This window comes from Kitasatospora sp. NPDC088264, from assembly GCF_040685715.1.
In the GTDB taxonomy this organism is placed as follows: domain Bacteria; phylum Actinomycetota; class Actinomycetes; order Streptomycetales; family Streptomycetaceae; genus Kitasatospora.
This window is the reverse complement of record NZ_JBFBIR010000010.1, coordinates 46,260-60,908: the sequence shown is the minus strand read 5'-3', so window position 1 is coordinate 60,908 and position 14,649 is coordinate 46,260. Positions and strand designations below refer to the sequence as shown.

18 protein-coding genes are annotated in these 14,649 nt (G+C 69.7%); 14 read left to right on the top strand and 4 right to left on the bottom strand.

From position 1 onward, the window contains the following. The first annotated feature begins 4 nt into the window (after positions 1-4). The gene (locus AB0O82_RS10815; RefSeq protein WP_363582291.1) at positions 5-829 is read left to right on the top strand and encodes a hypothetical protein; all 825 of its coding nucleotides are present in this window, start codon (positions 5-7) and stop codon (positions 827-829) included. A gap of 166 nt (positions 830-995) precedes the next feature. Here the strand turns inward: AB0O82_RS10815 and AB0O82_RS10810 are convergent, their stop codons facing one another. Together AB0O82_RS10810 and AB0O82_RS10805 are read right to left on the bottom strand one after the other, a co-directional pair. Continuing rightward, positions 996-1,229 (bottom strand): DUF397 domain-containing protein, encoded by a 234-nt coding sequence (locus AB0O82_RS10810; protein WP_363582289.1) that lies wholly within the window; start codon positions 1,227-1,229, stop codon positions 996-998. After that, entirely contained in the window at positions 1,226-2,116 is an 891-nt protein-coding gene (locus AB0O82_RS10805) for a Scr1 family TA system antitoxin-like transcriptional regulator (protein ID WP_363582287.1), read from the bottom strand. The genes AB0O82_RS10810 and AB0O82_RS10805 overlap by 4 nt, the downstream gene beginning before the upstream one ends. A 314-nt stretch (positions 2,117-2,430) precedes the next feature. Here AB0O82_RS10805 and AB0O82_RS10800 point away from each other — a divergent pair, with 314 nt between their 5' ends. From AB0O82_RS10800 to AB0O82_RS10770, 7 genes are all read left to right on the top strand, one after another. Next, the gene (locus tag AB0O82_RS10800) at positions 2,431-3,024 is read left to right on the top strand and encodes an ATP-binding protein (RefSeq protein ID WP_363582285.1); all 594 of its coding nucleotides are present in this window, start codon (positions 2,431-2,433) and stop codon (positions 3,022-3,024) included. Positions 3,025-3,323: 299 nt separating this feature from the next. Then, positions 3,324-3,869: a hypothetical protein gene (locus AB0O82_RS10795; protein ID WP_363582283.1), complete on the top strand. Its 546-nt coding sequence runs from the start codon at positions 3,324-3,326 to the stop codon at positions 3,867-3,869. Between the two features lie 11 nt (positions 3,870-3,880). Then, entirely contained in the window at positions 3,881-4,378 is a 498-nt protein-coding gene (locus tag AB0O82_RS10790; RefSeq protein ID WP_363582281.1) for a hypothetical protein, read from the top strand. Positions 4,379-4,504: 126 nt separating this feature from the next. After that, on the top strand, positions 4,505-4,942 hold the full coding sequence (locus tag AB0O82_RS10785) for a hypothetical protein (protein ID WP_363582279.1): 438 nt from the start codon (positions 4,505-4,507) through the stop codon (positions 4,940-4,942). Continuing rightward, positions 4,936-5,439, top strand: a complete 504-nt coding sequence (locus AB0O82_RS10780; RefSeq protein WP_363582277.1) for a hypothetical protein — start codon at positions 4,936-4,938, stop codon at positions 5,437-5,439. The genes AB0O82_RS10785 and AB0O82_RS10780 overlap by 7 nt, the downstream gene beginning before the upstream one ends. A 17-nt stretch (positions 5,440-5,456) precedes the next feature. Further along, positions 5,457-6,449 carry a phosphotransferase gene (locus AB0O82_RS10775; protein ID WP_363582275.1) on the top strand — a complete coding sequence of 331 codons (993 nt, stop codon included), beginning with the start codon at positions 5,457-5,459 and terminating at the stop codon, positions 6,447-6,449. Between the two features lie 118 nt (positions 6,450-6,567). Continuing rightward, entirely contained in the window at positions 6,568-7,041 is a 474-nt protein-coding gene (locus AB0O82_RS10770) for a LuxR C-terminal-related transcriptional regulator (protein ID WP_363582273.1), read from the top strand. 33 nt (positions 7,042-7,074) lie between these two features. On the opposite strand, the gene AB0O82_RS10765 is transcribed toward AB0O82_RS10770, so the two are convergent. Continuing rightward, the gene (locus AB0O82_RS10765) at positions 7,075-8,301 is read right to left on the bottom strand and encodes a hypothetical protein (RefSeq protein ID WP_363582271.1); all 1,227 of its coding nucleotides are present in this window, start codon (positions 8,299-8,301) and stop codon (positions 7,075-7,077) included. A 275-nt stretch (positions 8,302-8,576) separates the two neighbouring features. Between AB0O82_RS10765 and rfbC the strand changes: the two genes are divergently transcribed. The 5 genes from rfbC to AB0O82_RS10740 all read left to right on the top strand — a co-directional run bounded on the left by rfbC (position 8,577) and on the right by AB0O82_RS10740 (position 12,814). Next, the gene (rfbC, locus tag AB0O82_RS10760) at positions 8,577-9,173 is read left to right on the top strand and encodes a dTDP-4-dehydrorhamnose 3,5-epimerase (protein WP_363582269.1); all 597 of its coding nucleotides are present in this window, start codon (positions 8,577-8,579) and stop codon (positions 9,171-9,173) included. Between the two features lie 67 nt (positions 9,174-9,240). After that, complete coding sequence (gene rfbB / locus AB0O82_RS10755; protein WP_363582267.1) at positions 9,241-10,203, top strand: dTDP-glucose 4,6-dehydratase; 963 nt, start codon at positions 9,241-9,243, stop codon at positions 10,201-10,203. Further along, positions 10,179-11,204, top strand: coding sequence for an ATP-grasp domain-containing protein (locus AB0O82_RS10750; RefSeq protein ID WP_363582265.1), 1,026 nt, complete (start codon positions 10,179-10,181; stop codon positions 11,202-11,204). Before rfbB ends, AB0O82_RS10750 begins: the two co-directional genes overlap by 25 nt. A gap of 15 nt (positions 11,205-11,219) precedes the next feature. Next, positions 11,220-12,353, top strand: a complete 1,134-nt coding sequence (locus AB0O82_RS10745) for a DegT/DnrJ/EryC1/StrS family aminotransferase (RefSeq protein ID WP_363582263.1) — start codon at positions 11,220-11,222, stop codon at positions 12,351-12,353. Then, on the top strand, positions 12,350-12,814 hold the full coding sequence (locus tag AB0O82_RS10740) for a low molecular weight phosphotyrosine protein phosphatase (protein ID WP_363582261.1): 465 nt from the start codon (positions 12,350-12,352) through the stop codon (positions 12,812-12,814). Before AB0O82_RS10745 ends, AB0O82_RS10740 begins: the two co-directional genes overlap by 4 nt. On the opposite strand, the gene AB0O82_RS10735 is transcribed toward AB0O82_RS10740, so the two are convergent. Beyond that, positions 12,811-13,956, bottom strand: a complete 1,146-nt coding sequence (locus tag AB0O82_RS10735) for a UDP-N-acetylglucosamine--N-acetylmuramyl-(pentapeptide) pyrophosphoryl-undecaprenol N-acetylglucosamine transferase (RefSeq protein WP_363582486.1) — start codon at positions 13,954-13,956, stop codon at positions 12,811-12,813. The two genes, AB0O82_RS10740 and AB0O82_RS10735, sit on opposite strands and share 4 nt — an antisense overlap. A gap of 177 nt (positions 13,957-14,133) precedes the next feature. On the opposite strand from AB0O82_RS10735, the gene AB0O82_RS10730 reads away from it, so the two are divergent. Next, the gene (locus tag AB0O82_RS10730; protein ID WP_363582259.1) at positions 14,134-14,631 is read left to right on the top strand and encodes a DUF6093 family protein; all 498 of its coding nucleotides are present in this window, start codon (positions 14,134-14,136) and stop codon (positions 14,629-14,631) included. Positions 14,632-14,649 lie beyond the last annotated feature (18 nt).

The window sequence follows — 14,649 nt, the reverse complement described above, 5'->3', positions numbered from 1 at the left end:
AGCGGTGACCTACCCCTGGCCCCCTCTTGTCCCCGGAGACGCCGACGAGGTCGCGCGCCGGGTCGCGGCCGTCCTGGAGGACGCCTGGCAGCGGCTTGCCGATCGGCAAGCCGCCGTCCTCCGGGCTTTCGCGGAGAACTGGCGGACCCCGTACGTGATCGCCACGCTGGCCGAGTTCCAGACGGCGATCGCCGACTTCCACAGGGCGGTGGACACCGAAGCGCAGGCCTTCGTCCAGAGACAGCTGCCGCACCTGTACGAGCAGGGAGCGGAGCACGCCGCCGTGGTGGCCGGAGGCCGGTTCACCTGGACGCTCCTCCACGGCGACGCGCTCCAGGCACTGTCGGCGGACAGCTATGGCGACTTCCTGCGGCGCTCGCAAGAAGCGGGCCGGATGGCTGAGCAGTTCTACCGGGCGGCCCGCGCCGCTGCCCGGCGCGAACTTCCACAGCTCGCGGCCGGCAACGTCACCGCCCGCCAGGCCGCCCGCGCCCTGGCCGACCGGCTCGCCGCCGACCACCAGCTCAGCTACGTGATCTACCGCAACGGAGCCCGCGTACCAGTGCGGGCCTGGGCCGAAGCGGCGACGCTCGCGAAGTCCGCGGTCGCGTACAACGCCGGCACGCTGAACCGCGCCCGCGAAGTCGGCGTGTTGGTGGTCGAGGTCTTCGATGGAGCGGACTGCGGTTGGACGTCGCACCAGGACACCGACAAGGCGGCCCGCACTCTACGGTCCGTTGACGAGGCGGCGGAGCACCCGATCTCGCACCCGCGCTGTGCCCGCTCCTTCGGCCCCCGACCCGATGTCCACCCTGACACGCTGGTGTAGGAGCCTGTCGTCCGGCAGGAACCATGAGTCATTTGACGATTCAGGCGGTCTCGCCGAAATTGTTACTTGAGCTGCACGCGTTCAATGTCGCGTCCAGGTGGTATGCAAGAGGATGGGTGGACCCCGGCGGCTCTTTCGCCAGGGTCCACCCATCCGTCGTCCGTCCTTACGGCTGGACCGGGAACTCACCAGCCTTGACGGCGTCGAGGAAGTCCTGGAAGGCCGCAGGGGTGAACTCCAGGACCGGGCCGCGCCGGTGCTGCTTGGTGTCGCGCACCGGGATGGTCCCGAGCGGGGTCACTCCGACTTCGACGCAGTTGCCGTTCTCGCTGCTGCTGTAGCTGGACTTGGCCCAGCCGTAGCCCCCCTGGTCGAGGGTCGTGCCGTCGTGCATGGTCATCCTCTCGATTGTCCCCAACTCGCACCTTTGGTCAGGGTTTCCTGCAAGTATGACCGCGACGCCTGGGGGTCGAGGGCCTGGGACATCAGCAGCTCGAACTGGCGGCTGTGGCGGGCCAGCTTCGCCGGTTGGTCCTTGAACGTCAGGTCCTGCTCGACGTAGGCCACGCCGTCGCCCGGCAGGTCGCTGAACTGGTAGACGGCGAAAGGTCCGGTGGTTCCCACGTGGTAGCCGGAGCTATCCGTGAGGACCTGGAGCGTGATGTTGTCCAGCGCGCACACCTCGATCAGATGCTCGACCTGGGCGCGCATCAGGGCGGTGTTGCCGATGCGCATCCGCAGCGCGGCCTCACCGAGAATGCACCACGCCTTCGGCGGGTTCGCTCCGAACAGGACCTGTTTGCGCAGTTCGGCGCGCTCAAGAGCTATGTCGAGCGGCAGTGGAGTGTCCTCCTTCCACCGGAAACGGGCGCTGGCGATGACCGCCTCGGTGTAGTCCGCGGTCTGCAACAGGCCGGGGATGATGTTCGGCTCCCAGTTCTTGATGAGCCTGGAAAGCCTCTCGGCCTCGACGAGGGCGCCGAACGATGGGTGAACGTCGAGCGCCGACCACCAGCCGTGCTCCTTGCTCTCCCGGGCCATCGCCCTGAGCGAGTCGGCAGTGGCCTGGTCGAGCTTGAATTCCGCGACCCACGAATTGACGTCGTGGACCTTGATGATGTTCCGGCCGGTCTCCAGCCGACGGACGATCGCGGCCGACAGGCCAAGGGCATCCCCGAGCTGGTCACGGGTGAGCTTGTGCCGTTCGCGGATTCGGCGGAGTCGACCGCCGAGAAGGTGCCGGAGGAACGGCACGCCGGCGGGGCGTTCGTCCTGTTCTTCGGTCATGGCCTCTTCGTCCATGTCACACCCCTATCAGCTGTCACTGAGCATCCGTCAAGTCTGGTGCCTCGGGAGGGGGTCGTCAGCAGTCTATGACCGTCAATTGACGGTGGTGACACCTGTTGCATTTTCGTCCTGGGTGCGAGACTGTAGCAGCGCACTCACCGTTCGTGGCATGAGTCACACTCCCGGTGATGTGTTGCTCTTGCCGCGCCTTGCCCCGCGCCGGGCGCTCTGTTTGCACCGCGCCAGCCCACCTGGGCCGCTGCCGGATTCCACCCCCCAGCCGAACCCCGCTAGTACGGCCCGGAGGATCTGCCATGCACCGCGTCTTACAGATCAAGACCCCGCTGAGGACCGCCTCGGTGGGTGCCGTCCGCAACCTGATCCGCGCTTGGGTGAGGCGGCTGGACGGCGTCACCCTCGACGAAGACCGGGCCTACGGGCTGCTCGTGGCCTCGTCGGAGATCGTCACCAACGCCCTGAAGTACGGCCGTGAACACGCCGACGAGAACACCGATTTGTTCATCGACGGTTACATCGACACCCGGCGCCGCCGGGTGCGGGTCACCGTGACCGATCCCCGTCGGACGGTGCCGCAGATGGGCAGTCGCGCCCAGGACCTGAGCGCGACCGGGGGCCGAGGGATCACCGTCGTCGCAGGCTACGCGGACGACGTCGGGTGGTACCAGCGCCTTGACGCCAATGCCCAGCCCGTCGGCTGGTGCGTGTGGTTCGAACTCGACGTGCAGGTGGACACCGGCCTGGTCACCGCCACTGTGGCGGAAGTACAGCCGGAGCCCGCCATGCAGACCCTGATGCCGCAGCTGAAGGCCGTCCCCAGGCCCGCCCGCAGGGGCATGGCCAGGTGGCACTGGCTGTCCCGGCGCCGCAGGGAACGCACCGCCGCGTAGCCGGTGCCCGCATCTGGCCCGGATACCGGGTCTGTCGATCGACTCCCGTCTGGCCTTCGACGCTGCCCGTCGGCGGGCCAGACGGGTCCACGCCGTTCTGTCGGGGCAGCTACGGCCCACGTCCCACCGATGGGTCGTACAGCGGGGTCGACCAGCGATGGCCGGCCCCGGCGCCCGCATCGCCTTCCCCGGATCCCGCGCCGCGGAAGGCTGCTGCCCGGCCGTCCCAGCGTTCACCCCCGGCGGGGGGCGGCCGGGCAACTCCCTCTGAGCACAGGCACGTTGGAAGGACAGCAATCGTGACGAGTGCCCGGATCGCGCCGCACCTGCTTGGCAGGAACTGGCTCGCCGGCGTCAGCAGCAACCCGCACACGATCACGGACCGATGGCGCAGCGGCAGTGCCGCGCTGGTGCAGCTGTCGTGCCGGTTCGACGCGATCCTGGTGGCCGGCGCCGACCTGACCAGCGCGGTGGTCGCGGAGCTGCACACCAGCGGGGTGCCGCTCGGGCCGGTGCTGTACGACCACGGCGACCGGGTCAGCTTCTGGCTGGTGCCGGTCCGGCCCGGTCTGGTCTGGCAGATGAACGGCACGATGCTGCTCACCGGGCCCGCCGACGGCGGTGAGCCTCCCTCGCTGCTGATGCCGGCCCCGGTCGCGAGGCGGGTCGGGCAGCGGCAGTGGCTGGTGCCCCCAGACGGCAGCGGGCATCTCACCCGCCACGAGGACCTGGCCGTCGCGCTGCGCAGGGTGCGTCGTGGTCACCCGACTTCCGCGGCGTCGGGAGGCCCGCACGTGCCCGAGCCGGTTGCGGTCCGTGCCCAGGACCTTCCTCCAACTACCTGACAGAGGTCGACATGACACCCACCACCCCTGTGCGGACCGCTCTCACCCGGCAGGTGATCGCGGGCATGCGCTGGCTCGCCGCGCTCACCGGCGACCCGAACGGCACCTGGCTGGCGTGGGCGCAGGGCCACGCGGTCCCCGTCCCGCTCGGCACCGCCGCCGCCGTCGTGCGAATACCGGAGGAGCTGGGCCGTGCCGCCGTCGGCGTGCTGGCCGGACATGCCCCCGCTCTGGTCGGTCCGGTGCTGCTCGACCAGTGGGCCGGTGTCGTCGACGTCTTCGTGCCCGCGGCCTCGGCGGTGTGGCAGGGCGGGGACGTCCAGCAGATCGGCGGACGCCAGGAGCCGCAGTCGCGGATCATGTGCCCCTCGCCCGGGCGGACGGCCGTGGGGCGCAGCTGGCTGCACCTGCCGAGGGCGCTGCCCGACTGCCCCGTGGTGCTCACCGACTCGCACCGCCTGGCCAAGGCCTTGTCCGTGGCCCGCACGCGTCTGCCCGTGGCCCGGTGACAGGCCCGACCTGTGAGCTTCCCGCCGCCGACCGCTGCACGGTCGCGTGGTCGGCGGCGGGACACCACCAGGGCCGGGCCGCAGGCGGCCGATCCCCTTCCCCGCACTGATCCAGGGAGAACAGCAGTGACGACCGACGGTCCGCGCTTCGAGGTCCTCCAGTTATGGGCCGGGCCGAAGCTGGAGGGTGTGCCGTTCACGGACGGCGTGCCGCTGCTGCCCCTGGACGATGCGCTCGACCGCATCGCCGCCGAGCTGCCGCGACTTGGCGGCCCGTGCCTGAGTGACCCGTCAGTGGAACGGCTCGTGGAGGTCTTGGAGGACACCGCGCGCCGGCTGCGCCGGACCGACGGCAACGGACCGCGCCCGGTGCTGCTGTCCGTGCTGGCCCGCGAACTCGGGAAAGCCGATCAGGCACTGTGGCGGGGCGAGCACCGTGCGGCGCTGGACCGCGTGCGCCGGGTGTGCGTGATGATCGTGTGCCTGGACGAGATCGCCGCCCACGCCGCAGGGCCGTGCGCGCGTGCCGCAGCTGGGGACCTTCCCTGGAAGGCGTCGTGGTGATCAGCAACTCGATCTCCGGAGCCACGGTGTTGGGGGCGGCCGTACAGGCCCACACCGTCCACGGAGGCATCACCCTGCACACCCCGCCTCCGCCGCCGGTGCCACGCCAACTCCCGCGCCGCCGACCCTTGGTGGACCGGCATGACCTCACTGCCGCCCTTGCCGAAGTCCTGGACCGGGACGACCCGCTTCCGGTCCTGCTCACCGGGCCCGCCGGAATCGGCAAGACGGCCCTTGCCCTGCACGCGCTCCACGCGCGCGGCCACCCGCCCGGCGGGCAGCTCTTCGCCGACCTCGGCGCCCACACCACCGCCAGCCCCGCCCACCCCGGCGACGTCACCGCCCGCTGGCTGCGGGCCCTGGGCATCACCCAGCCGCCGCCGGACCCGGTGGAAGCCGCCGCGCTGCTGCGCTTCGCCCGTCGGATGTACGTGGGGAGCCCGTCCGATCTGAGGCGCGTCGCGGACGTCGCCGATCGGCTCCGAGTCACGCTCTGACTCCCGCTGTCCGGCCGGTGAAGCCGCTGCCGATCCCGACCATGGATTCGTCATCTACCCACGTCAGAAGGTGTGCTTTGACCCCAGAAGATAGCCGTGCTGCCGTCGTCGAGACGGCGTGGCGCCAAGGCCTTGACTCGCGCGGCGCGGTCCTCCTCCAAGAGGGCCTGAATCACACCTGGCGCCTGCTCCACAGCGGAGCCATCGCGAAGGTCTGGCGTCCGGGTACCGAGTCCGAGACGGCCTTCCGCGACGCGCGGATCTCGTTGTGGTTGCGGCGCAACGGTATCGGGGCCCCGCGCTCGGTCGGCAACTCGGCCTTCCCCGCCCCGTACTCCGGCGGCAGGTACCACCTCCAGGTGACGTACACCGAGGACCTGGGTGACCGCCGTCCGAGCATGGCCGTCCTCGCTGACGTCATGAGGCGCCTGCACCACCTGAAAGTGCCGCCCGGCCTGGGCCTTCGGAAGTTCAGCCCGGTGACGCGGCTGGCCCGCCGCATCACCGAGCTGCCGCCGGGCACGCTGGACCACGACCAGGAGCAGCACGTGCGGGGGCTGCTGGCCGACGCCCGAGTGGCCTGGCGTTCCGTGCCCTGGCCTGACCCCAGCGTGATCCACGGCGACCCTGGAACCAACAACTGCCTTCTGACGCGGAACGGTCCCGCGTTGATCGACTTCGAGAAGACTGAGGTCGGACCCGCGCTGTGGGACCAGGCCGTGTTCGCCTGGAGGTGCCATGCCTTCGGCAGGCCCGACAGCGAGTTCAAGGAGTTCGTCGACGTCTACGGCAGCGATGTCACCGAGCACGACGACGGCCGCACCTACCGCATATTGACGCCGATCTTCGCGATCAGCGCGTGGTGCTACGCGGCCGAGTCCGCCCAGATCGAGCCTGCGCTCCAGGCTGAGGCCGACCGCCGGCTGACCACCGTGCTCACCCGGCCGGCGTTCCCGTGGGGCTGGGAATCCGCTGCCGATGCTGCGGCGAAGGCGAAGGCTGCGCGCTGAACAACGGCCGCCCCGGTCTCCGAACCCTCACCCCTGCGAATGGACAGCCGACGTGATCGTTAACCGAAGCCCATCCAAGACGGTACGTGGTCGTGCCTGCTTGTCGTGCGGTGCCCGCGTGACCATTTCGACGGTTCAGAAGGAGGTGCTCCAGCTGATGGCGCTCGGGAAGTCGGACCCGCAGATCGGACGGCATCTCCGAGGGGGACGGGCCGAGAAGGTGCCGGGGAACGGTGACAAGGACCGCGGGGCCAATGTCGTTCGCACCATTCTCGATCGTCTCGATGCCTCGGGGCGTGTCCACGCGGTCGACATCGGCTGCCGACTCGGGCTGGTGGACCTGCCGGAAGGGATCTGTCCGCCGGAGCAGGGGATCCCTCCTCACCAACTGCAACCCGCCGTGCTGCTGGCAAGCGGCTTGCCATACAAGGAGATCGCCCGGCGGCTGGACCGCAGCCCGCTCACCGTGAAGTCGAACCTGCACCGCCTCTACGGCAGGCTCGGCGCCGAGAGCGGTGCGCACGCGGTATACACGCTGCACGCCCTGAAGGAGCTGCCGACGGACCACCCCTGCGAGTGCTCGAAGCCCTAGCAGGGGTGGAACGCCGGTTCACACCGGCCGGGCTCAGCCGCGAGCAGCCCGGGGCCGCATCTCGCCTAGGGCGAGGTCGAGCCGTGCGGAGGTGACGGACCCGGCGAGGAGGCGGGCCGACCGCGCGTAGTGGTCGGCTTCCTCGCGCGCTCCCTCCTGGTAGAGGACTGTGGCCAGGCGTGCGGTCACCATGGCCTTGACGCGCGCGCGGGCCGAATCGGTGTTCTGCTCGGCGGTACGGAGGGTGTTCACCAGCTCGGGGGAGCGGTGACCGGTCCTGACCGCCAGCCGGTACAGCGCGTATCCCGTGTCGCTGTTGACCTTCTCCTCGGTGATCGTCCAGGTCCATTTCGGGCCGCCGAAGAGGTCGGTGCACCCTGAGTGGATGGCCGCGGCGCTGTCCACATAGCGTCGGACCTGGCCTTCGTCGCCCTGGAGGGCGAACGCCTGGGCCTTGACCGCGTCGATCATGGCCAGTGCGGCGCGCGGCAAGGGGCTGCCGGCGGCCATGTCGGCCAGTGCCAGGGCGCTTTCGGCGTCGCGTTCCTGGATCTCCTGACGAGCGAAGTTGGTGGCGAGGTGGCAGAGCGCGTCCGCGTCCCCAGCTTCGCGGGCCGCGTCGATCCCGAGCTGGAACAGGGGACGGGAGTGTGCGGTGTGCCCGGCGTCGAAGGAGGCCCAGCCGGCGAGGTTCGCCAGGTTGGCGACGGCGGTGTTGAGCCGGGTGCGTACCTTGGGCTGCATGGACGACTTGCCCATGCCGAGCAGGCAGTCCAGCTCGCCAAGCGCGAAGTGGAGCGTTGCCGCCCCGCCGCGCAGGCGGTCGAGCGCGGCGAGGTCGTCCACCCGCTGTTCGACTGCGGCGAGGTCGCCCGTGCCGAGGCGGGCCGGCGGCGGCTGGTGGGCGGGGACGGGAACGAGGCCCGCGAGGGAGCCTGCGAGAAGGGTGCGGCGGCGCGACGTACTCACCTCATCGTGGATGAGCCGGGACTTCTTGGAGTAGAGCCCGATCTCGCTCGGATCGGCCACGCCGAGGACATGGCACAGGGCGTCCCGGACATCACGGCCGGGCCACGTAACGTCTCCCACTTCTAGTCGGCTCACCGCCTTCGCGTCAAAAGCCGGAATCCTCAGGGGTGTTTTGTTCGAATGTGGTTGACGAAACGCCAGATCGATTAGGCGTTTCTGCACCTTCTCTGCGAGCTGATTCTGCGTGATTCCCTTGATCATTCGGATGTGGCGCAGCTTCTCGTTGGTCATTCCAGCCCCCTGGAAGTCAACGGTCTAGGGCAGAAGGGCGGTCAGCGTAGCAGCCTCCGGCGGACCTGCGAACCGTCCGATCGTGGTCCCAAAGTGCGGACCAATCTGGGGTGTTGGAGCGTCGGGAGTTGAGCTTTCATGGCTTCTCCGGCCAGTGAGGCGAGGCCTCCCGTAGGGAAGTGACCGTAGGCCTTGGCCGGGGCTGGCCAACTAGGAACCTGATGCAGACCCCCACCTTTCGCCCGCACATGCGACGACATCGAAAGGCAGCGGCAATGGAACCCAAACACTCCCGCGCAGTCGAACTCTCGATCCAGGGGGCGTACCGGGTCGAGCCGATCGTCCATGAGGACGATCGCGGCACTTTCCGTGAACTGCACTCACCGCGAAGCGAGCCGGAAGGCTGTGCCCCGCTCCTCCTGGCTCAGGCGAACTGCTCGACGTCGGCCCTCGGCGCGCTGCGCGGCATCAGCTACACCGACGTCCCGCCCGGCCAGACCAAGATCGTGACCTGCGTGAAGGGCGCGGTTCTCGACGTCGTGGTCGACCTGCGCCAGGGATCGCCGACCTTCGGCCGATGGCACATCGAACAGCTCGACGAGCACAACCGACTCGCCCTGCGGATCGGCCCCGGTCTCGGCCACGGCTACCTGTCCCTCACCGACGGCGCCACCGTCCTGTACCTGCTCTCCACCGCCTACGACCCCCGGCACGAGCGGCGCGTCAACCCGCTCGACCCCGGCCTCGCCATTCCCTGGCCCGCCGGCATCACCCCCGTGCTGTCGCCCAAGGACTCCGCCGCGCCCGGCCTCCACGAGGCCCAGAGCACCGGCCTCCTGCCCGTGTTCGAGTCCCACCCCGCCAACCACTGACTCACTCGCCCAGCGCGCGAGCACTGCGACCATCCCACCCCCGACACGTCAAAGAGGTACATACGTTATGGAACGGATCCTCGTGACCGGCGGAGCCGGCTTCATCGGCTCCCACTTCGTCAACCGCCTCGTCCAGGCGTCCGACATCACCCACATCACCGTCCTGGACGCCCTCACCTACGCGGGCAACCGAGACAACCTGCGCGCCGCCCTCACCTCGCCGAAGGTCACCTTCGCCCACGGCGACATTCTCGACCGCGCCCTCGTCGACCACCTCATGGCCGAGCACGACGCCGTCGTGCACTTCGCCGCCGAGTCCCACGTCGACCGCTCCCTCGCCGACGCCGGCGGCTTCGTGCGCACCAACGTCCTCGGTACGCAGAACCTCCTCGACTCCGCCCGCCGCATCGGCATCCGCAAGTTCGTTCACGCCAGCACTGATGAGGTCTACGGCGGCCTGCCCAGCGGCTCGGCCATGGAGTACGACCAGCTGCGCCCCACCGTGCCCTATTCCGCCTCGAAGGCTGGAAGCGACCTGATCGCCGCGTCGTACTTCCACAGCTACGGGGTGCCCGTCTGCATCACCCGCTCCTCGAACAACTACGGGCCTCGCCAGTACCCCGAGAAGCTGATCCCGCTGTTCGTCAGTCGTCTCCTGAACGGCGAGCAGGTCACGATTCACGGCAACGGTGAGCACGTGCGCAACTGGCTGCATGTTGAGGACAACTGCCAGGGCGTCGAGCTGGTCCTGCGCCGTGGCATCCCCGGCGAGGTCTACAACCTGGGTGGCGGAACCGACCTGACGACCAACGAGCTTACGGCCATGCTCCTGCGGGAGACCGGTGCCACCTGGGACCGAGTGGTGTACGTGCCCGACCGGGCCGCCAACGACATCCGGTACTCCATGGACTGGAAGAAGATGGGACAGCTGGGCTACCAGCCCCAGCACCCGCTCGCCCAGGGCCTGGCCCAGACCGTCGACTGGTACCGGCGCAACCCCGCCTGGTGGACCGACCGGGCCGCGGCGTGAAGCCCCCGCGCACGCTCATTGGCGAGCCCGCCCGGCTGCTCGTCACCGGCGTCGGAGGCGCCCCCGGTCTCGACCTGGCGCTCACCCTCCTCAAGCTCGGCCACGAGGTGATCGGCACCGACTCCAACCCGCTGGCACCCGGGCTGCTGACCCCGGGCATCATCGCCCGCACCATCCACCGCGCCGACAACCCGCTGTTCGCCGCAGACCTGATGGAACTCGTCCACGATGTCGAGCCGGACGGACTGGTCTGCTGCGTCGAGAATGAGCTGCCGCAGCTGGTCCGGATGCGGCACCATCTCTCCCGCGCCGGTGTACGCACCTGGCTGCCCGACCAGAGCACCGCAGCCTTGGCGGGTGACAAACATGCCTTCTACCAGGCCATGTTGCGCGGCCGGGTGCCCACTCCGTCGACCTGGCTCCCCGAACAGATCGACGAGATCCCCGAGGGAGTCGACCTGGTCGTGAAGCCGCGCCTCGGCCAGGGCTCCAAGAACGTGTACTTCTGCCGAACCCGCGAGCAGGCCCGCGTGCTGTGCCAGCTGGTTCCGGAGCCGATCGTCCAACAGCGCATCGAGGGACGCGAGTTCTCCGCCGACTGCCTGGTGGACCGTTCCGGTCACGCCTCGGTGGTGCTTCGCCGCCGCCTGTACGTCCAGGCCGGCATGTCGATGGTCGCGGTGACGATCAAGGACGCGGAGGCTGTCAAGCGGGTTCGCGAGGCCATCGCCTCGATCCGTGCGACCGGCCCGGTGGACGTCCAGGGTTTCATCATCGAGGGCGCCGACCCCCGGGTTGTCATCACCGAGATCAACTCCCGGCTGGCCGCTGGGTTCCTGCTCTCCGAGGAGGCCGGGGCCGCGATCGTCGAACAGATGGTGAACGGCCTGCTCGGCCGGCCCATCGAGCACGACCGGCTCACCTACCGGCCCGACACGTACCTGACGAAGTACGTCGCCGTGATGTCCACCGAGCCGCGCACCGGCTCCGACCAAGCCTGACCAAGAGAGGCCTTGATGGAACCGACACCCCCCGGCGTCGAGCGCAACGCCGCGCCGATCGTCCACGGCGGCGAGATCGCCGCGTTGGAGGCCGTACTGTCCCGCGGACAGTGGGGCCACGGCCCGGCCACCGACCGGTTCGAGGCCGGCATCGCCGAACTGCTCGGAGTCCCGGACGCAGTCGCCGTGAACTCTGGCACCTCCGCGCTCCACCTCGCTCTGCGCTCGGTCGGCATCGGCCCCGGTGACGATGTGGTCGTACCCTCGCTGACCTTCGCCGCCAGCGTCCAGGCGATCGCCTTCGGTGGCGCCCGCCCGCGCTTCGCCGAGATCGACCCCGAGACCCTGGCCGTCACCCCGGACACCGTGATGGAGGCCATCACCCCGGACACCAAGGCCGTCATGCCCGTGCTGTACGGAGGCCGGGCCGTCGATCTCAGCCCGATCCGGGCCGCCCTGGCGAAGCGGGGAATCCAGGTTGTCGAGGACGCCGCGCACGCCTTCGGCTCCCGGGCCCCGGGTGGATGGATGGTCGGCGCCGACCCGGACACCGTGACGTGCTTCTCCTTCGACCCGATCAAGAACCTCACCACCGGACAGGGCGGAGCGATCGTCCCCCGTAGCCGCGCTGAGGCCGACAATCTGCGCAGCCTGCGGCTGTTCGGCATCGTCCAGTCCAGGGACACCAGGGCCGGCCTGACCACCTACGAGGTCCAGGGCGCCGGGATGCGCTTCGACATGTCGCAGCTGAACGCGGCGATCGGCCTCGTACAGCTGGAGCACTTCACCGGGGTCGCCACGATGCGCCAGCACCTGTGGCGCACCTACCAGGCCGAGCTGTCCGGCCTCGACGGCGTGCACCTGGTGGACGTGGACGTGGCCAACACGGTGCCGTTCAACTGCGTCGTGCGCCTGGACCGGGGCCGCGACGAGGTGTTCCACCGGCTGCGCACCGAGAACATCGGCGTGGCCGTGCACTACCCCCCCAACCACACCCAGCCCGGCTTCGCGGCCTGGCACCGCGACCTGCCGGTGACCGAGAGGGTCGCCGCACAGATCCTCGGCCTGCCCTTCCACCCTGCGATGACGTACGACAGCGTCCGGTTCGTTGTCACCGCCCTCGCCCGCGCCGTCAAGGAGACAGCATGACCACCGAAACCGTCCGCCACCCGCACCGACACCGGATCCTGGTGGTCTGCCTGGGCAACCACAATCGCTCGCCGATCGCGGCCGCGGTGCTCACTCAGATTGGCGGCGACAAGGTCGAGGTCCGGTCGGCCGGACTGCGGGAGCGCCACGTCGGTAACCCGCCGCACACCAACGCGGTCCGGGCCGCTGCTGAGGAGGGCTACGACATTCGGGATCACCGCGCGGTCAAGGTCAACGGCCACATGCTCGACTGGGCGGACGCCGTGATCGCGATGGACCGGGCAATCCTCGCCGAGCTGAAGGAGATGACGACCGGGCAACCGGCCGCCGAAAAGCTCGACCTGTTCATTCAGGGCGAGGACGTCCACGACCCCTGGCAGGACGCCTACCCGGTGTTCAAGGAGTGCGTGTCCACGATCCAGGCCGGCGCCGTCCGTCACCTGCTCGACCTGGGCTCCTAGGGTTCGATGACCGACAGCAGCACGTCCACCAGCCGATCGGCGGCATCGGGGCGGCCGTGCTCACCGGCCCGGCGCGCGATCGCGGCGCGGCGGGCCGGGTCGGTCAGCAGCGGACCGATCGCCTCACGCAAGGCATCCGGCGTGGCCCGTCCAAGGAGGGCGACCGCCGCGTCGGCGTCGGCCAGGTGTCGGGCGTTGTGCTCCTGCTCGTTCCCCGCAGACGTCGCCAGCGGGATGAACACTGCCGCCCGCCCGAGCGCGGTGAGTTCGGCCAGCGTCCCGGCGCCGGAACGAGAGATCACCACGTCGGCTAGCGCCAGGACGTCGGGCAGCTCCGGGCCGACGAATCCGGTCAGCAGGTACCGGCCGCGCAGGGGCTCGGGCAGCGAAGTGGCGCGGTCCCGCAGCGCCTCCTCGTTGGCGGGGCCGCACTGGTGGACCACGTTGGCGTGTCCGAGGAGCCACGGCAGGACGTCACTGACCAACTGGTTGATCTGCTGAGAACCCTGGGCGCCACCGGTGACGTACACGGTCGGTAGAGCCCGCTCGAACCCCCACAGGCCGAGTGCCTGGACGGCTTTATCAGGCTGCCCGGTCAGCACCTCGGGGCGCACCGGATTGCCGGTGACGACGGCGGTGGACCGGGCTGCCTCGGGCAGGTACTGCAACGTGGACTCGGAGGACACCGCGACGCGGGTCGCCATACGGGCCAGGGCCCGGTTGCCGAGCCCCAGCCGGACGGTCTGCTCGTGGACGACCAACGGCCGGTGACACATCCGGGCAGCCATGCCGACCGGCACCGCGACGTACCCGCCGGTGCCCAGCACCACGTCCGGCGCGAAGTCTGCGACGGCGGACCGGGCCTGGGCGACACCGAGCGGGACGCGCCCCATGTCCTTGATGTTGGAGGGCGACACCAGCTTGAGCGGATTGGAGCTGCGCCGGATCTTTCCGGTGGCGACGGTCTTGAAGGGGATGTTCTCGGCGGCGGCGACCTTGGCTTCGAGGCCGGCCGACGTGCCGATCCACAGCACGTCCACGGACCCGCCCGCCTCGGCGACCCGCGAACGCAGGGCACGGATCGCTGTGAGGGCCGGGTACGTGTGGCCGCCGGTTCCGCCACCCGTGACGATGAGGCGCAGAGGTCGGGAAAGGCGAGACACAAGCGAGCTGCTGTCGCGGTTCACGCCTGGAAGATATCAGTACAGGGGCAACGAAACTGACGGCTAGTCGGATGGCGATATGTGACCGCCTGTTCGATTCGAGGAGAAGTCGTCGAAGCAGAAGGTGCTGTCTGTCGGCCGCCCTAGGGTCGAGTCATGAGCACACCGCCGCCCTCGGGGCTTCTCCCAGCTGGCCTGTCCGCCCGCGTCGAGCGGCTTGTCCTGCGCGACGAGGTCGTGCGGATCAGCGAACCGGGCCCTCCGGTTCTCGATTCTGCCACCGGTCAGTACGTGCCCGGTCCGGAGGTCGTGCGCTACGAGGGTGCCGGCCTTCACCGCGCGTCCGATGGCCCGGGCGTGGTGGTTCGGCCGGAGGGCCGGCCGTACGTGGCGGCCGGTGACGGGCGCTACCTGCTGTTCACGCCCGTGAACGCGCCGGTTGCGGTCGAGGGCAACCGTGTCACGATCGTGCAGAGCCGGGACGCTGCGGCGGTCGGCCGCACGTTCCGGGTCCTCGACCCGGGCGAGAGCGGCGCCATGTCGGTGCTGCGGACGACGTGGATGCAGATCGAGCAGACGGCGGAGGTGCAGCTCGGGCACCCGGCCACTCGAAGCCCAGCAGCGCCCGTCCCCGAACCACCGCACATGGCCTGACCTGCTGTCTTGCTCGCC